The organism is Lutibacter flavus (assembly GCF_900188355.1).
GTDB classification, from domain to species: Bacteria; Bacteroidota; Bacteroidia; order Flavobacteriales; family Flavobacteriaceae; genus Lutibacter; species Lutibacter flavus.
In genome coordinates this window covers 167,882-184,826 of record NZ_FZNX01000002.1, presented here as the reverse complement: position 1 = coordinate 184,826, position 16,945 = coordinate 167,882, and the positions used below count along the sequence as shown (strand labels likewise).

Annotated in this window: 18 protein-coding genes; 12 read left to right on the top strand and 6 right to left on the bottom strand. The window is 28.5% G+C overall.

Going from position 1 to position 16,945, the window contains the following annotated elements; genetic code table 11:
• Positions 1 to 20: 20 nt before the first annotated feature.
• The 4 genes from CHB63_RS06950 to CHB63_RS06935 form a co-directional block, all read right to left on the bottom strand.
• On the bottom strand, positions 21 to 464 hold the full coding sequence (locus tag CHB63_RS06950) for a GNAT family N-acetyltransferase (protein WP_089377735.1): 444 nt from the start codon (positions 462 to 464) through the stop codon (positions 21 to 23).
• A 2-nt stretch (positions 465 to 466) separates the two neighbouring features.
• Entirely contained in the window at positions 467 to 1,378 is a 912-nt protein-coding gene (locus CHB63_RS06945; RefSeq protein ID WP_089377734.1) for a cation diffusion facilitator family transporter, read from the bottom strand.
• Between the two features lie 133 nt (positions 1,379 to 1,511).
• Positions 1,512 to 1,949 (bottom strand): ribose 5-phosphate isomerase B, encoded by a 438-nt coding sequence (rpiB, locus tag CHB63_RS06940; protein ID WP_089377733.1) that lies wholly within the window; start codon positions 1,947 to 1,949, stop codon positions 1,512 to 1,514.
• Positions 1,950 to 2,699: 750 nt separating this feature from the next.
• Positions 2,700 to 3,620 carry a diacylglycerol/lipid kinase family protein gene (locus CHB63_RS06935; RefSeq protein ID WP_089377732.1) on the bottom strand — a complete coding sequence of 307 codons (921 nt, stop codon included), beginning with the start codon at positions 3,618 to 3,620 and terminating at the stop codon, positions 2,700 to 2,702.
• 112 nt (positions 3,621 to 3,732) lie between these two features.
• Between CHB63_RS06935 and rnr the strand changes: the two genes are divergently transcribed.
• The 4 genes from rnr (at position 3,733) to tatA (ending at position 7,432) form a co-directional block, all read left to right on the top strand.
• Positions 3,733 to 5,943, top strand: coding sequence for a ribonuclease R (gene rnr, locus CHB63_RS06930; RefSeq protein ID WP_089377731.1), 2,211 nt, complete (start codon positions 3,733 to 3,735; stop codon positions 5,941 to 5,943).
• Between the two features lie 23 nt (positions 5,944 to 5,966).
• Positions 5,967 to 6,356 (top strand): DUF302 domain-containing protein, encoded by a 390-nt coding sequence (locus tag CHB63_RS06925; protein WP_089377730.1) that lies wholly within the window; start codon positions 5,967 to 5,969, stop codon positions 6,354 to 6,356.
• 101 nt (positions 6,357 to 6,457) lie between these two features.
• Positions 6,458 to 7,132, top strand: coding sequence for a head GIN domain-containing protein (locus tag CHB63_RS06920; RefSeq protein WP_089377729.1), 675 nt, complete (start codon positions 6,458 to 6,460; stop codon positions 7,130 to 7,132).
• Between the two features lie 105 nt (positions 7,133 to 7,237).
• Positions 7,238 to 7,432: a twin-arginine translocase TatA/TatE family subunit gene (tatA, locus tag CHB63_RS06915; RefSeq protein ID WP_089377728.1), complete on the top strand. Its 195-nt coding sequence runs from the start codon at positions 7,238 to 7,240 to the stop codon at positions 7,430 to 7,432.
• Positions 7,433 to 7,502: 70 nt separating this feature from the next.
• Here the strand turns inward: tatA and CHB63_RS06910 are convergent, their stop codons facing one another.
• Positions 7,503 to 8,423: an SPFH domain-containing protein gene (locus CHB63_RS06910; RefSeq protein WP_176420293.1), complete on the bottom strand. Its 921-nt coding sequence runs from the start codon at positions 8,421 to 8,423 to the stop codon at positions 7,503 to 7,505.
• Between the two features lie 222 nt (positions 8,424 to 8,645).
• Between CHB63_RS06910 and CHB63_RS06905 the strand changes: the two genes are divergently transcribed.
• From CHB63_RS06905 to CHB63_RS06890, 4 genes are all read left to right on the top strand, one after another.
• Positions 8,646 to 9,128: a (2Fe-2S)-binding protein gene (locus CHB63_RS06905; protein WP_089377727.1), complete on the top strand. Its 483-nt coding sequence runs from the start codon at positions 8,646 to 8,648 to the stop codon at positions 9,126 to 9,128.
• Entirely contained in the window at positions 9,125 to 11,299 is a 2,175-nt protein-coding gene (locus tag CHB63_RS06900; protein WP_089377726.1) for a xanthine dehydrogenase family protein molybdopterin-binding subunit, read from the top strand. Before CHB63_RS06905 ends, CHB63_RS06900 begins: the two co-directional genes overlap by 4 nt.
• A gap of 70 nt (positions 11,300 to 11,369) precedes the next feature.
• Entirely contained in the window at positions 11,370 to 11,717 is a 348-nt protein-coding gene (locus CHB63_RS06895; protein WP_089377725.1) for a 6-phosphogluconate dehydrogenase, read from the top strand.
• 5 nt (positions 11,718 to 11,722) lie between these two features.
• Positions 11,723 to 12,268, top strand: coding sequence for an acyl-CoA thioesterase (locus tag CHB63_RS06890; protein WP_089377724.1), 546 nt, complete (start codon positions 11,723 to 11,725; stop codon positions 12,266 to 12,268).
• Between the two features lie 128 nt (positions 12,269 to 12,396).
• Here CHB63_RS06890 and gltX read toward each other — a convergent pair whose 3' ends face one another.
• Entirely contained in the window at positions 12,397 to 13,926 is a 1,530-nt protein-coding gene (gene gltX / locus CHB63_RS06885; protein ID WP_089377723.1) for a glutamate--tRNA ligase, read from the bottom strand.
• A 489-nt stretch (positions 13,927 to 14,415) separates the two neighbouring features.
• On the opposite strand from gltX, the gene CHB63_RS06880 reads away from it, so the two are divergent.
• Genes CHB63_RS06880 through CHB63_RS06865 form a run of 4 tightly spaced genes read left to right on the top strand, consistent with a single transcriptional unit; the run spans position 14,416 to position 16,924 of the window.
• Positions 14,416 to 14,847: a hypothetical protein gene (locus tag CHB63_RS06880; protein ID WP_089377722.1), complete on the top strand. Its 432-nt coding sequence runs from the start codon at positions 14,416 to 14,418 to the stop codon at positions 14,845 to 14,847.
• 5 nt (positions 14,848 to 14,852) lie between these two features.
• On the top strand, positions 14,853 to 15,491 hold the full coding sequence (locus CHB63_RS06875) for a hypothetical protein (protein ID WP_141107280.1): 639 nt from the start codon (positions 14,853 to 14,855) through the stop codon (positions 15,489 to 15,491).
• Positions 15,492 to 15,494: 3 nt separating this feature from the next.
• Complete coding sequence (locus CHB63_RS06870) at positions 15,495 to 16,271, top strand: sensor histidine kinase (RefSeq protein ID WP_141107279.1); 777 nt, start codon at positions 15,495 to 15,497, stop codon at positions 16,269 to 16,271.
• Positions 16,272 to 16,279: 8 nt separating this feature from the next.
• Entirely contained in the window at positions 16,280 to 16,924 is a 645-nt protein-coding gene (locus CHB63_RS06865) for a response regulator transcription factor (protein WP_089377719.1), read from the top strand.
• Positions 16,925 to 16,945: the final 21 nt, after the last annotated feature.

Genomic DNA, 16,945 nt, shown 5'->3' with positions numbered 1-16,945 from the left:
TAACAGTTTTTTAAGTAGTTTTAAAATTTAACCATTGCAATGTGAGGAATTCCATCTTCTAAATATTCTTTTCCAACTTGAATAAATTCGTGGGATTCATAAAATTCTTTTAAATATTTTTGAGCAGAGATTTTTATAACTTTTTCATCAAAAAAACTTTTTATTGCTTCAATAGAGTATTTCATAATTATATGTCCGTATCCAAATTTACGTTCATTTTTAGTTACAACTACCCTACCAATACTAGCTTCATTAAAATAATCTCCTGGTTTAAAAATACGAGTATAAGCGACTAATTTTTTGTTTTTATAACCTAAAACATGAATTGCTTTTTGATCTTTATAATCAATATCCTGGTACACACAATCTTGTTCAACCACAAAAACTTCGCTTCGTAATTGTAATATTGCATACAATTCATCTGCAGATAAATCTGAGAATTTTTTTGTTATTACATGTAACATAATTAATCTTGAATAATAATTTCTTTTAAATCATCTCTTTTAAATTCTGGTTGAAAATTACAATGCGTTATATGAAATTTATCTAACAACATTTTTTCAACTTGCTCGCAAATACTATCAAAATCGCTCAATTTTATATTTTCTCTAAATTCTAAATGAGCTTCGATATGACAGTCGTGATCATTTAATTGCCAAATATGAACATGATGAATATTTTTAATTCCTTTAAAAGTTAAAACCTCCTTAGCAACTTCATCTATTTTTATATGTTTTGGTGCAAAAAGCATTAATATTTTTAATGAAGTAGTAAAAATACTCCAACTCATATAAATTAAATATGTAGAAATTAGTAGTGTTAACAGTGCGTCAATCCAATATATATGATAAAATTTCATTAATAAACCACCTATTAAAACAGCTACAGAAGTTAACATATCCGCTAATAAATGTAAATAGGCAGCCTTCATATTTAGGTTATTCTTAGCGTCTTTTTTTAATAATAAAACACTAAAACCATTTACTGCAATTCCTAAAATTGCTAGCCAAATAACTAAATCACTTTTAATCTCATGTTGGTCTTCAAAAAGTCGTTTAATAGCTTCAAAAGCCAAAAAAAAAGCAATCCCAATTAACGAAGCTGCATTTATAAATGCTGCAATTATTTCTGCACGTTTATACCCAAAAGTATACTCTTTTGTTTGCTTTTTTTTATTTGCTAAAAGATTTGCTCCGTAACTAATTATTAATGATATAACATCTGAAAAATTATGAACTGCATCAGAAATTAAAGCTAAACTACCAGAAATAATACCTCCAATAAGTTGAGCAACGGTAATTACAGAATTTAAAACTATAGATAGTAATAAATTTTTACCTGATAATGTTGGATGATTGTGAGAATGGTTATGACTCATTATTATTTTTTAAATCATAAAATTAAGTATCAAATTTACGTAAGTTTAAAATAATAATTAAAATTAAATGAAATAAAAAAACTGCAATATTTATAGTATTGCAGTTCTTAAGTTTATTTTTAAAACTATTTATTTAACAACAAGTTGTTGGAATTTTATCTATTCTGTTTTGATGTCTACCTCCTTCAAATTCGGTATTTAAAAATATTTCTACAAAACCTAAAGCTTGCTGAACAGAAACAAACCTGGCAGGTATAGCTAACACATTTGCATTATTATGCTGTCTTATTAATTGAACTATTTCATTATTCCAAACCAAACCAGCTCTTATACCTTGGTGCTTATTTGCAGTCATTTGGGCGCCATTACCACTTCCACAAATTACTATACCATAAGTTGCTTCACCATTTTCAACAGCATTTGCAACAGGATGTACTGCATCTGCATAATCCATACTTCCATTAGAATCGGTTCCAAAGTTTAAAACTTTTATACCTTTATGCTCTAAAAGTTTTATAATTTCGAATTTGTACTCAGTACCAGCGTGATCATTACCAATTGCAATTACCATTTTTTGTTTTTGTTAATAAGTTAGATTACAAAAGTACAAATTCAAGGTTATTAACTATAAAAAATATGATTGTTAATAGTAATTTTTAAATCATTGATTTATAATTACATTACATTAAGTTAACATTGTGAATAAGTTTACATTTAAAAAAGGAAACTTTTTTTTGATAATTAAACTGAATTAACTAATGTAAAAACCGGTATCAATTAACCTAATTTATTTATTGATTTTTTAAAAGAAGTTGTGAACAGATTTTAAACGGTTATAAACATTATAAACATAAAATGTTATTCAAAAAAGTGGTTAATTAAGACTGTAAATAGATTGTTTATAACCTTACTAATTAATATGATTATTAAGGTTTTAAATTTTTATAAAATGTTAGTAGTTTTTAATAAGTGAATATTCAAAATAAAAAACAACCTTTTTATTGTACATATTAACAGACTATAATAACAAACATTTTTTTTTTAATTTTTAAAAATATTTTTTTATAATAATAGTATATGTTAATAACTACAACTTAATTGTAAGTTTTGAAATAGTTGAAGGTATAGAAACGGTTTCTACGGCAGTATCAGTAGAAAAAGAACTATTTATACTTTTTATAGTGAAGAAAATTCCTATAAAAAATATAAGTAGAAATAAGATAATTATTTTATATAATCGTTTCATTAATAATGTGTTCTATGTTAAAATAGACGAATTAATTTAACATTTGTTACACTTTTATTAAGAAAATTTTAACTTTTATTTTTTAGGAACGATAAAAGTTAATGCTTTTGGAAGTATAGAAACCGTAAAATCTCCTGATCCTATCAATTCTCCATCTGCCTGAATATACGTTTCTATAGTATCTAATACTTTAATTTTTAAATATGAAGTTTTATAATTAGTAACTAATTTATGATTGGTAATTTTTCCATTAAAAAGCCCTGGAAGATTACCTAAAATATTAAAAAGTGAAATATTTTTAATAAACGAAATATCAAATAAACCATCTGCTGGATTGGCATTTTTTGTTAACTGCATTCCTCCTCCTGAAAACTTACATAAACCAATTAATAACATCAATGTTTTAGATTTAATAATTGTATTGTCAAAAGAAATTTCTAATAAAGGTTTTTTATAACTGGTTAAACTTACTAATGCTCCTGTTAAATAAGCTAAAAACCCTAAATTTTTATAGTTATGTACTTTATTGACAACATAACCATCAAAACCAATTCCTGCCAAATTATTAAAGTAAATAGTGGTTTTAAGCGTTTCAAGAGTTATTTTACCAATATCTTGTTTTACTGAATACTTATTTTTAATTATTTCAATAGCTTTCTTATAATCTTTTGGAATGTGGTATGTTTTAACCCAGTCATTACCAGTTCCAATAGGAATTATTCCAATTTTTATTTCTGATATATTTATAGAATTTAAACTTAATATTCCATTAACAATATTATGTAAGGTACCATCACCACCAATACAAATAAATTTTTTAAATCCTTCATTTATAGTTTTTTGAATTAATTTTATAGAATGTTTTTCATATTCGGTAAAAGAAAATTCAAACTCAAATTGTTGATTTTTTAATTCATTAAAAATAAGAGGCCATTGCTTTTTTGATGTTCCATTACCTGAAGTAGGATTTATAATAACAAACCATTTATCAATCATAAATAAATTTTAAAATAGTTAGCAAAATACAAATTGAATTTTATATACCATTTATTTAACACATTCATGTTTAATTATTTGTATTTTTGATGTATATAAATTAAAAGAATTAATGACAAATAAAAAATCAAATTATAAAAAGAAAGGAAACGTAATCAAGGATTTAACTAGAAAAATTTTAAAACTATTAAATCAAAATTCAAGTAGCAGTTTCAATTATAAGCAAATTGCTGCTAAATTAAATATTACGGATGCAAACGGAAGAAATCAAATTATTCAGAAATTAGAAGAATTAAAAGGCCAAAAAAAGGTTGAAGAAGCTGATAGAGGAAAATTTAGAGTTTTACCAATGGATAAATATTACATTGGAACTTTAGATGCAACTACAAATGGAAATGCTTATTTTATTTGCGAAGAATTAGAAAAAGATATTTACATACCAGCTCGTAATTTAAACCGGGCTTTAGATAAAGATACCGTAAAAATTTATTTATACAATCGAAGAAATAGTACAAAACAAGAAGGTGATGTAGTTGAAATTATTAAGCGAGCAAAAACCGAATTTGTGGGAGTTTTACAACTAAATAAAAACTTTGGTTTTGTAGTTCCGGATGATGCTAAAATGTATGCAGATATTTTTGTTGCAAAAAACAAATTAAAAAATGCAGAAGATGGTGTAAAAGTATTAGTTAAAATGACCGATTGGCCTTCAAATTCTAAAAATCCGTTTGGAGAAGTAGTTACTATTTTAGGAATGCCTGGAGATCACGAAACTGAAATTCACTCCATTTTATTAGAATACGGTTTACCTTACGAATTTCCTAAAAATGTTGAAGATGAAGTAAGTAAAATTTCTTTTGAAATTACTGAAGAAGAAATTGCAAAAAGAAGAGATATGCGTAAAGATTTAACCTTTACCATAGATCCAAAAGATGCAAAAGATTTTGATGATGCGTTGTCTTTTGAAGTATTAGAAAATGGTAATTATGAAATAGGAATTCATATTGCAGATGTTTCACATTATGTAAAAGAAAATACAATAATAGAAGATGAAGCTTATGACCGTGCAACTTCTGTTTATTTAGTTGATAGAGTAGTACCAATGTTGCCAGAAGTTTTATCAAACGGAGTTTGTTCTTTGCGCCCAAATGAGGAAAAACTAACCTTTTCTGCTGTTTTTGAAATGAATGAAAAAGGGCATGTTTTAAACGAATGGTTTGGAAGAACAGTAACTTATTCTGATAAACGTTTTGCGTATGAAGAAGCTCAGGAAATTATAGAAACAAAAGGTAATATTATTTCAAAAGAGGTTTCAATTACCGGAGAATCTTATAGAGTGCAACCAGAAATTGTAGATGCCATTTTACAATTAGATGAACTTGCTAAAAAACTTCGAAAGAAGAGATTACAGCAGGGAGCAATTACTTTTGATAGAGTAGAGGTTAAATTTAATTTAAATGAAAAAGCAGAGCCAATAGGTGTCTTTTTTAAAGAATCTAAAGATGCTAATAAACTTATTGAAGAGTTTATGTTATTAGCAAACCGAAAAGTTGCCGAATTTATTGGAAGCAAAAAAGGTGTTCCATCTAAAAATACCTTTATATATCGTGTTCATGATGAACCGGATTTAGAAAAATTAGCAAAACTACAAACCATAGTTAGTAAGTTTGGATACAAAAATGTAATTGATACAAAAGATAAAAAAACAACTTCATCTTCTTTAAATCAATTATTAACAGATGTTCATGGAACCGGTGAAGCAAATATGATTGAAACTTTAGCGGTTAGAACCATGAGCAAAGCTGTTTATACAACTGATAATATTGGTCATTACGGTTTAGCTTTTGATTATTATAGTCATTTTACCTCACCAATTAGAAGATATCCAGATGTTATGACGCATAGATTGTTGCAACATTATTTAGAAGGTGGAAAATCTCCAAAAGCTGAAGCTTATGAAGAAAAATGTGTACATGCTTCTAATCAGGAATATTTAGCTTCAAAAGCTGAACGAGATTCTATAAAATACATGCAAGTGAAATATATGGAAGATCATAAAGATCAGGAGTTTGAAGGTGTAATTTCAGGTGTTACGGAATGGGGAATTTATGTGGAGATTATCGAAAACAAATGTGAAGGAATGGTTAGAATTCGTGATATAAAAGATGATTATTATTTGTATGATGAAAACCAATATGCCTTAGTTGGGCAATCAACAAAAAATTTATATCAGCTTGGAGATCACGTTTTAATTAAAGTTAAAAATACCGATTTAGAACGAAAACATTTAGATTTTACTTTATTAGGAAAGGCTGAAAAATAATTAATACTCTATAAAAAAAACAGATGAGCTATTATTTTAACAAAATACTAAAAGATAGAAGCTTCAATGAAGCAATTGAGCTTGTAACAGCGGAATTAAAAAAAGAAGGTTTTGGAGTACTTACTCAAATTAGTATAGATGAAACCTTAAAAAATAAAATTGGTGTAGATTTTAAAAAATACACAATTTTAGGTGCTTGCAATCCGCGGGCTGCTTATAAAGCTTTGCAAAGCGAAGATAAAATTGGACTCTTTTTACCTTGTAATGTAATAGTCGAAGCACATGAAAATGGAGATATTGAAGTATCAGCTGTTGACCCAATTGCATCTATGAGCTCTGTTAAAAATGAAGCTTTAGGTTCTATCGCAAGTGAGATTCAACAAAAACTCAAAAAAGTAATAGCTAACTTATAGTTCTAAACTAAATTAAAGCAGATTAAAGATTGAGAAATAATTAACTAAAAAGGCACAATTATTGTTTATTTAGTTTGTTATAATAAAAAATCTATTCAAAAATGAAAAAATTAGCTTTACTATTATTTTTAACTTGTTCAATATCATTTGCACAAGGAACAATTTCAAAAAATTTAGGTGATTTTAATACCTTAAAAGTATTTAATGGATTAACGGTTGAATTACAAAAATCCAAAGAATCTAAAGTTGAAATTTCAGGCGCTAAATCAGATCATGTAACTGTTAAAAATTCAGATGGAGTTTTAAAAATTCGTTTAAAATTTCCAGAGGGTTTTACTTCTGAAGACCTAAGAATTATTCTTTTTTACAATGAAAACATCGATGTTTTAGATGCTAATGAGGGCGCAACTATTTTATCAGATGAAACAATTAAACAACAACATTTGGAAGTTAGAACTCAGGAAGGTGCTAAAATAAGTGTTGCTGTAGCTACCAGACATTTAACTGTGAAAGCAGTATCTGGTGGAATTATAGATTTATCTGGCGTTACTGAAAATCAGAATATTGAAGCTACTACCGGAGGTATTTATGAGGGTTATAATCTAAAATGTAAACAAACTATAGTTGTTGCTGCATCGGGTGCTAGAACTGAAGTTAATGCTTCAGAAATATTAGATGCTATAGTACGTTTTGGTGGAACAATCCATTACAGAGGAAATCCAGAGGTGCTTAAAACTAAAAAAATTATTGGAGGAGTAATTAAAGATAGAAATTAAAACTTTTATTGATTTATTAATGAAAATCTAAACAATTGTCTGTTTTACAAAAGATAAGTTTAGTTCTTAATTAATTACTATCTTTGTAACTCAAAATTTTAAATTATGAATGCATTACATATATTTTTAGGAATGGTTGGTCCTTGGCAATGGATAATTATTGGTCTTGCAATTTTGTTATTGTTTGGTGGAAAGAAATTACCTGAGTTAATGAAAGGTCTTGGAGGCGGAATTAAAGAATTTAAGAAAGCTACTAAAGAAGAGGATGAAGAAAATAAAAAAGTTGAAGATAAAAAGTAGGTCATAAACTGTTATTACATAAAAAAAACCTGTACATTTTGTACAGGTTTTTTTATGCTTTAAATTTAAATTATTTTTTAGGTTTTTGAGTTTCTTCAAAAGTCGATTCGTTTAATTTATTTGCAGCAACCAAACTGGTAACCATATCATTAAGCATTGTACTTGCTGCATTTGGATTATTTGGTAACAAAATTAAATTAGATTTAGTATCAGATCCAATACTTTGTAAAGTATCGTAATGTTGTGTAATAATAATTAATGCTGAGGCTTCCTGGCTGTTAATACCAGCTCTATTCAAAACAACCACACTTTCTTCTAAACCACGGGCAATTTCTCTTCGTTGATCTGCAATACCTTTACCTTGTAAACGCTTACTTTCCGCTTCTGCTTTTGCTCTTTCAACAATTAAAATACGTTGTGCATCACCTTCGTGTTGTGCAGCAATTTTTTCACGATCTGCGGCATTAATACGGTTCATGGCTATTTTTACATTTTCATCAGGATCAATATCTGTTACTAATGCTTTTATAATATCGTATCCATAATCAAGCATTGCTTGTTTTAAATCTCGTTGTATAGCTAATGCAATTTCTTCTTTCTTTTCAAAAACATCATCTAATATCATTTTTGGTACTTCAGCACGTACAACATCAAAAATAAAGGCTGTAATTTGCTCATGCGGATTTTGAAGTTTGTAAAAAGCATCATAAACGTGATCTGGTCTTATTAAAAACTGTACTGAAATTTTTAAATGTACAAAAACATCATCTTGTGTTTTAGTTTCTACAATTACATCTAATTGCTGTATTCGTAAACTAACGCGTCCAGCAACTTTATCAATTAATGGCACTTTAAGTTGTAAACCAGGACTTCTAGTACTTTGAAATTTACCAAATCGTTCTATAATAGCAATTGTTTGTTGTTTTACTGTAAACAAGCCAGATACAATAAGAACTACAACAATAAATAGAATAACATACGTTCCAATCATTTTAATTTTTTTTTAGAGATTAATGTAAGACTTAAAGATACAATGATTTAATTTCTAAATCAAAACATTGTTCAGCTTATAGGTAGTTGAAAGTTTAATAATGTTACAGTTTAGCTGTTTAATAATTAAAAATTTTAAAATAAAAATTTATGCTTAAATTTGTTACAGTATAAAATAAGAGTAATTAGTATTAAATTTTAATAGAATTTAAGAATAAAAGATATGAAACAAACTATTAGTTTTAAACTAAACGATCAAAATGTATCGGTTGATGTTAATGGAGATGAATCACTTTTAACTGTAATTCGAACTTATTTGGATAAAACAGGAACTAAATTTGGATGTGGTTTAGGAGATTGTGGTGCCTGTACTATTTTAATAGATAATGAAGCTACAAGATCATGTATGGTTATAGTAGAAGATATAGAAGGAAAAGAAATTATTACCATTGAAGGACTTGCTTCTGGTGAAATTTTGCATCCAATTCAAAAAGCATTTGTAACCTTGGATGCCCTTCAATGTGGATTTTGTACACCAGGAATGATAATGAATGCTCTTGGTTTATTAATCAAAAACCCAACTCCAACACGCGATGAAATAATTTACGGTATGGAAGAAAATTTATGTAGATGTGGTTCTTATAATAGAATTATTGATGCAATTCAATTAGCAGCAAAAGAAATGAACCAAAAAGTTAAGATATGAAACCAAATAAAATAGACCAATTATATTTTAGCGATGTTAATGAACCTATTCGATTAGACCGACGTGAATTTTTAAAGAAATTAGGCGGCGGAATTATTGTTGTTTTCTGTTTAGGAAAACTTTCACTTTTAGACGGTTGGGGGCAAAATGATGCTGCAGATGAATTAAATTTTAATGCTTATTTAAGAGTTAAAGAAGATGGTAGGGTAGATTGCTATACTGGTAAAATTGAAATGGGACAAGGAATAATAACTTCTTTGGCACAGGTTTTAGCTGAAGAATTAGAAGTTCCAATTTCTTCGGTTGATATGATTATGGGTGATACAGAATTATGCCCTTATGATGCCGGAACCTGGGGTTCTTTAACAACGCGTTTTGCAGATCCTGTTATTCGTGCTGCAGCAGCAGAAGCTCGTGAAATTTTAATCGATTTGGCGGCTGAAAAATTGAATGTAAATAAAGAAGAATTAACAATTGAAGAAGGTGTAATTTTTGTTAAAAACAATACCACAATAAAAACAACATTTGCTGAAATTACCAAAGGAAAAAAAATTGTTCAAAGTTTAAGTAAGAAACCCTCAATTAAAACTTCAAAAGAGTTTAAAATTATTGGGAAACCTACCATAAGTGCCGATGCTGTTGATAAAGTTACAGGAAAAGCTATGTATTCTGGAGATATTAAACTACCAAACATGGTGTATGCTACCGTGGTAAGGCCTGCAGTTTATGGTTCAAAAAAACTTAAGGTTGATGCATCTGGTTTAGCTGCTTTTGAAGGAATTCAACTAATTGAAGAAGAAGATTTGGTAGCTGTTATTCATGCTGATCCTGAAATAGCTAATAAAGCTGCTAAAAAAGTAAAAGTATCTTGGGAAGCACCAGAAGCGAGAGCTGATAATGAAAGTATTTTTCAATATTTAGAAGCACATATTAAAGATAGTAACGTTTATGAAGAAGCTGGAAATTTAGAAATAGGAAATAAAACTTCAACAAAAATAATAAAAACTGCGTACCAAGATGGTTATAAAGCGCATGCACCAATTGAAACACATGCTGCAACTTGTTATTTTGAAAAGGATAAACTTACCATGTGGGTTTCATCTCAAACACCTTTTGGTACACGTGAGCAATTAGCAAATACCTTAAATATTCCATTAGAAAATGTACATATCAAACAAATATTTTTAGGTGGTGGTTTTGGTGGTAAAATATACAACCAACAAGCTATTGAAGCAGCTAAAATTGCTAAATCTTGTGGAAAACCAGTACAATTGGTTTGGAGTAGAAAAGAAGAATTTATGTATGATAGGTTTAGACCAGCTGCATTAATGAATGTTAAATCAGGAGTTGATGATAAAGGAAAATTGAATTTATGGGAGTTTGATATTTATTGTGCAGGAACTAGAGGAACAAAACTTTTTTACGATGTTCCAAACAACCGAACAAGAATGTTTAATGAAAAAAATGTAAGGGGAGATAGTCATACAAATAGATTAAACAATGTAAGTGTTCACCCTTTTGGAACGGGTGCCTGGAGAGCTCCAGGAAATAATTCTACTACGTTTGCCCGAGAATCACATATAGACACTACTGCTTTAGCAGCTGGAATTGATCCTTTAGAATTCAGATTAAATAATTTGAAGAATGTAGATATGATTGTCACGTTAAAACTAGCTGCTGAAACTTTTGGTTGGACACGGAAAAAAGAAGATGGACATGGGTATGGAATTGCACTAGGAGAAGATGCAGGAACTTGTGTTGCAATTTTAGCAGAAGTATTTGTTGATAAATCAACTGGGGAAGTGACACCAATAAAAATGGTTTGTGCTCAGGATATGGGACAAGTAGTGAATCCACATGGAGCAACTGTTCAAACAGAAGGTGGTTTAACTATGGGTTTAGGATATGCTTTATATGAAGACGTTGAATTTGTGGGAGGTAAAGTAAAGTCGAAAAATTTTAAGAATTATACAATAACTAAATTTTCAAAAACTCCTGAAATAGAATGTGTTTTTAGAGATAAAATGGATTCGAAGCCGCAAGGTGGAGGAGAACCAGCTATAATTTGTGTTGGAGGTGCTATTGCAAATGCAGTTTTTGATGCTTGTGGCGCACGTGTAAATCGTATTCCAGTTACACCTGAACGAATTTTAGCAGCAATTAAGAAATAATGAAGCGGATTTTTTTGAATTAGAACTCACATTGCTTTATTTATTATATTTACCGACTTAATAACAACATATGAAAAAATTTCTAATTGGTTTCATTGGAATTGTAGTTTTAGGTTTGGTGCTTTATTTTTCGGTAATATACTATATAACATACAGCGAAGGTTATAGAGCAGGAGAACTGGTTAAATTCAGTCATAAGGGTATTATGTTTAAAACTTGGGAAGGAGAAATAAGTCAAGGTGTTTCTGAAGCTCAAATTTTTACCTTTTCAGTTGAAGATAAAGAAAAAGAGGTTATTAAATCGCTTCAGGATTTACAAGGAAAAGATGTAAAATTAACATATAAAGAGCGATTTGGCACATTTCCTTGGTTAGGAGATACCAAATATTTTATAATTAAGGTTGAAAAAACAGAATAGTATTTATGGATCAAATTTTCAAAAAACCTGAAGAATCCAAAATTACTTTAACAGAGTTAATGCTGCCTTCACATTCTAATTTTAGTGGAAAAATTCATGGTGGATTTATTCTATCTTTAATGGATAAAGCAGCCTTTGCTTCTGCCTCTAAATTTTCTGGTAATTATTGTGTAACAGCATCTGTAAATAGAGTAGATTTTTTAAATTCTATAGAAGTAGGTGAGTTGTTAACATTGCACGCACAAGTCAATTATGTTGGAAATTCTTCTATGGTTGTTGGTATAAGAGTTGAATCTCAAAATATTAGAACAGGTGAAGTTAAGCACTGTAATTCATCGTATTTTTCTATGGTTGCTAAAGATGAAAATGGAAAAGGAGTGAAGGTTCCAGGATTAATAATATCAGATAATAATGGAGTTAGAAGGTTTTTGCGTTCTATAAAACATATTAAAATGAGAAATGAGCGTAAAATTGAATTTAGCTCTGATAATTTTGAAATTGAAAAGTATAGAGATGTATTAAAAGATTACAATGTAAAAATTGAGATATAAAAAAAGGAGCTAATTAGCTCCTTTTTTGTATTTAAATACTGTCATTCTGAGCTTAGCGAAGAATCTTTCATTTAATTAATATTAAGATTCTTCATTTCGTTATCACTTCATTCTGAATGACAATTAAATTATAAAGTTTCAATAGCTTTATTAATTCTACTTATGGTTTCATCTTTCCCAATCATTTCTGCAATATCAAATAGGTGAGGACCTTTCATTGCTCCAACTAAGCTTAATCTAAAAGGTTGCATTACTTTTCCAAAACCAATTTCTTTAGAAGTAATCCATTCTTTAACCACATTCTCAATGTTCTGAGAATCAAAATCTTCAATAGTTTCAATTATTGAAATTAATTCTTGCATTAATTCCGGAGTATCTTCTTTCCAGTTTTTCTTTGAAGCTTTTGCATCATAATCAGTTGGAGTTTCAAAAAAGAAACTACTCAACTCCCAAAAATCGGAAACAAATGTAGCGCGTTCTTTAATTAATGAAACAACTTTTGTAGTGAATTTTTTATCTGCAGAAATGCCTTTTTCAGTTAATAAAGAATTGTAAAGTTCTGCCAATTCTTCATCAGATTTCAATAGCATATATTGCTGATTGAACCACTTAGTTTTATCAGGATTAAATTTTGCACCACTTTTACTTACGCGCTCCAAACTAAATGTTTTGCACAATGCTTCCAAAGTAAAAATTTCTTGCTCTGTTCCAGGATTCCAACCTAATAAAGCTAGCATATTAATAAAAGCATCAGCAAAATAACCATCCTCTTTATAACCTCTTGAAACTTCTCCGGTTTCTTCGTTTTTATATTCTAAAGGAAATACAGGAAAGCCTAATTTATCCCCATCTCTTTTGCTCAATTTTCCTTTTCCAACGGGTTTTAAAATTAGAGGTAAATGCGCAAATTCTGGAGCTTTCCATTCAAAAGCTTTATACAATGCAATATGTAAAGGAACAGAAGGCAACCATTCTTCACCACGAATTACGTGGCTAATTTCCATTAAATGATCATCTACAATATTTGCTAAATGATACGTTGGCATTCCATCACTTTTAAATAAAATTTTATCGTCTAAAATTTCTTTTTTAAAGGATACATTTCCACGAATTAAATCGTTAGTTGAAATTGTTTCATCCTCACCATCAATTTCTGGTTGAAACATTTTAAAACGGATTACATAGTTGGCTCCATTGGCAATTCTTTTTTCAACTTCTTCAGCAGATAAAGAAATAGAATTTGTCAATTTTGCTCTGTTATGCCAGTTATAAATAAAGGTTTTACCTTTTTCTTCGTGATCTTTTCTATGAAAATCTAATTCTTCAGCAGTATCAAATGCATAATAAGCTTTTCCTTTGACAATTAACTCTTCAGCGTATTGTTTGTATAATTCTTTACGTTCTGATTGTCTATAAGGTCCAAATTTTTCATTTTTATTTGGCCCTTCATCAAAAGGAATATTACACCAGTTTAATGCATCTATTATATATTGTTCAGCATTTGCCACATAACGAGTTTGATCCGTATCTTCAATACGTAAAACAAATGTTCCGTTGTATTTTTTTGCAAATAAATAATTAAAAAGGGCTGTTCTAACACCTCCAATATGTAATGGTCCAGTTGGGCTTGGAGCAAATCTTACTCTAACATTGTTCATTTTTCTCTGTTTAAAGTGCAAAGATAATTTATCAATGTAAATAAGTGAGTTTTATTACAAAAAAAAAGGCTGCTTAATAGCAGCCTTTAAAATCAACCCAATATTTGATTTTGATAGCTCTAAGTCTTCGCCCAAAGAAAGAGCCTTCGTGAGGAATTAATCAACAATTATATTTTAATAAGTTTAAATCTTAATGTTGTTTTCAAAACGTTGTACAGTGCTTGACTTACTAATCACTTTATTTAATAAATAAAAATTAAGACTAATTATTATTGCGAAAAAAACAATAAAAAGAAGTTTAAAATATTTATTAAAAAAATCTTTACTTACGGTCATGATGGTTAAACTTAGTATTCAAAAGTACGTTAGCTGTTGGTTTTTTTACCAAGGAGAATACCGCGTTTTGCAGGGGGATATTTCCCCTTTTATTTTTTAACCTTAATTTAAAGTAGTAACTTTATCGATAACATTAATAAAGGTTAATTAATTATGAAATTAGATTTACCCAAGGGGCTTATTTCTCCCGACAAAGCAAAAGAATTAAATCAACAATTTGTTAAAACACGCTCTAAAGATTTAAATAAAATAGTCAAAAAAGAGTCTGGTAATCCTAAAAAAGAAGATGCTATTTCAAGTTGGTTCTCTCTTGAAGAAATAAAAAATTATATTGCTTATGTAGAGAGTAATGCTCCAGATGCAAATGGGTTAAGAGTTTATTTTGGCGCCTATTCCAATACAGATAAAAAACAATCAAAGAAAGATTTATCTACGGTGTTTTTTGTGCCAACACAACCTAAAAGTGGTTCTTTGCAGAAAGATGGCTTAGGAGATCCAGAAGGAGGTGGTACAGATATACCTGATTTGAATGGATTAAATGATGGCACACTAGGCAATCCTCCTTCAGCGGAATATCCTAATTAAAATTTATGACAATTCCTATTTTTACATACCCATTAATATATTTATCGAGTATATTAGTGGGTGTTTTCAATTATAAAAATTTTTCTCACAATAAGTATTTAAAATTATTTCTTTATTTTTTAATTTATACTTTTTTTTCAGAATTAGTTGGAGTTTATGTTGGCAGAATTTTAATTGTAAAGAATAATGTTGTTTATAATCTTTGGAATATTATTAATATGTTATTTGTTTCTTATCTTTTATTAAGTCAGGTTACAAATAAATTTAAGCGAAATATAATTTATTCTTTAGTTGCAATTTTCATTATAACTACATTAGTAAATGTGTTATTTTATGCTGGTATATTTGAATATCCTTTAATGAAGAATAACTTATTCGCAAAAACACTTGTTGTTGGTGTTGTTATTATTTATTTCACTGAAGTATTGGAAAACGATAAGATTTTAAATTTTAAAAATTCATTATTCTTTTGGATAGCATTAGGAGTGTTTTTATATAATATAGCATTTTTACCTGCAATGGCATTATTTAAATATACGTCGGTTTATGGGATGTTTCAATATATAACTTTGGGTCTTAATTTAATAATGCATACATGTTTTATATTGGGTTTTATATTAAGTAAAAAAGAATTTAATAATTAAAGTTTGGAACAAAAAGAAGTACAAATAATGGTTTTAATTGCTACAATAATTGTAATTATTTTAGCAGTTAGTTTAATTTTCTTTTTCTCATATTTTCAGCAGAAAAAAACAGCTTTTTTATTAAAGCAACGGGAAATTCAGCAACGGTTTGATGAAGAAATTACTAAATCTAAATTAGAAATTCAGGAGCAAGCTTTAAAAAACATTAGTTGGGAAATACATGACAATGTTGGTCAGCTATTATCTGTTGCTAAAATGCAATTGAATATGGTGCAAATGAGTTTGCCTGAAAAAGAACAAAATCAAATTATTGAAACTGGTGAAATTGTTAGTAAAAGTTTACAGGAACTTAGAGGTTTGGCGAAGTCGTTAAATCCAGAAACCATAAAAAATAAAGGTCTTTTAGATTCAATTAAACTAGAAATTGATCGCTATAATCGTTTAAATTTTGTGGAAGCTGAGTTAATAATTACCGATGAACCTTATAATTTAACTAACGAAAAGGAAATTATTTTATTCAGAATATTACAAGAATTTTGCAATAACACTCTAAAATATTCGAAAGCTGAAAAATTAGAAATTGAGCTTAATTATAACCCTGATTTATTAACTATTATTGCAGTAGACAACGGAATTGGTTTTGATATAAACGACCTCTCAAAGCAAAACGGTATTGGTTTAATAAATATGAAAAGCAGAGGAGAATTAATTGGAGCAAAAATAGAGTTGATTTCTTCGGAAAATAAAGGAACTAAGTTATATATTAGTTGTCCCAAATAAAAGCCCTTATGAGCAAAATTGATATAATTATTGTAGATGATCATTTACTTTTTTCACAAGCCCTAAATGGATTGGTTTCTAATTTTGAAGAATTTAATGTAATTGCTGTTTTGGGAAATGGAAAAGAGTTAGTCAACTATTTTTTAGAAGAAAAACCGAAACCTCAAATTGTTTTAATGGATATTCAAATGCCAATAATGAATGGTATTGAGGCTACACAATGGTTAAAAGAACACCATCCGGAAATTAAGGTTTTGGCGTTGTCTATGGAATGTGAGGAAGAAACAATTTTAAAAATGCTAAGAGGAGGAGCAAAAGGTTATTTGTTAAAAGACATTCATCCTTCAATTTTACAACACGCATTAAAAGAAGTGCATTCTAACGGATTTTATTACACTGAAAATGTTGCAAATACATTATTAAATTCTATTAATAAGAAGGAAAATCCAAATTCCATAAAACTTAAAGAAAGAGAGCTGGAGTTTTTAAAACTAGCTTGTACGGAAAGAACTTATAGAGAAATTGCAGATGTAATGTGTTTAAGTCCTAAAACTGTAGAAAATTATAGAGAAGCATTATTTGAAAAGTTGGAGGCTAGAACACGTATTGGCCTTGTTTTATATGCTATTAAAGAAAAAATAGTAATCTTATAAAGTATTTTTCATTATTTTTAG

Bases quoted from the DNA above. Each gene is read 5' to 3' on its own strand.
- CHB63_RS06950 (WP_089377735.1), bottom strand. From the start codon at position 464: ATGTTACATGTAATAACAAAAAAATTCTCAGATTTATCTGCAGATGAA.
- CHB63_RS06945 (WP_089377734.1), bottom strand. From the start codon at position 1,378: ATGAGTCATAACCATTCTCACAATCATCCAACATTATCAGGTAAAAAT.
- rpiB (WP_089377733.1), bottom strand. From the start codon at position 1,949: ATGGTAATTGCAATTGGTAATGATCACGCTGGTACTGAGTACAAATTC.
- CHB63_RS06935 (WP_089377732.1), bottom strand. From the start codon at position 3,620: ATGATTGATAAATGGTTTGTTATTATAAATCCTACTTCAGGTAATGGA.
- rnr (WP_089377731.1), top strand. From the start codon at position 3,733: ATGACAAATAAAAAATCAAATTATAAAAAGAAAGGAAACGTAATCAAG.
- CHB63_RS06925 (WP_089377730.1), top strand. From the start codon at position 5,967: ATGAGCTATTATTTTAACAAAATACTAAAAGATAGAAGCTTCAATGAA.
- CHB63_RS06920 (WP_089377729.1), top strand. From the start codon at position 6,458: ATGAAAAAATTAGCTTTACTATTATTTTTAACTTGTTCAATATCATTT.
- tatA (WP_089377728.1), top strand. From the start codon at position 7,238: ATGAATGCATTACATATATTTTTAGGAATGGTTGGTCCTTGGCAATGG.
- CHB63_RS06910 (WP_176420293.1), bottom strand. From the start codon at position 8,423: ATGATTGGAACGTATGTTATTCTATTTATTGTTGTAGTTCTTATTGTA.
- CHB63_RS06905 (WP_089377727.1), top strand. From the start codon at position 8,646: ATGAAACAAACTATTAGTTTTAAACTAAACGATCAAAATGTATCGGTT.
- CHB63_RS06900 (WP_089377726.1), top strand. From the start codon at position 9,125: ATGAAACCAAATAAAATAGACCAATTATATTTTAGCGATGTTAATGAA.
- CHB63_RS06895 (WP_089377725.1), top strand. From the start codon at position 11,370: ATGAAAAAATTTCTAATTGGTTTCATTGGAATTGTAGTTTTAGGTTTG.
- CHB63_RS06890 (WP_089377724.1), top strand. From the start codon at position 11,723: ATGGATCAAATTTTCAAAAAACCTGAAGAATCCAAAATTACTTTAACA.
- gltX (WP_089377723.1), bottom strand. From the start codon at position 13,926: ATGAACAATGTTAGAGTAAGATTTGCTCCAAGCCCAACTGGACCATTA.
- CHB63_RS06880 (WP_089377722.1), top strand. From the start codon at position 14,416: ATGAAATTAGATTTACCCAAGGGGCTTATTTCTCCCGACAAAGCAAAA.
- CHB63_RS06875 (WP_141107280.1), top strand. From the start codon at position 14,853: ATGACAATTCCTATTTTTACATACCCATTAATATATTTATCGAGTATA.
- CHB63_RS06865 (WP_089377719.1), top strand. From the start codon at position 16,280: ATGAGCAAAATTGATATAATTATTGTAGATGATCATTTACTTTTTTCA.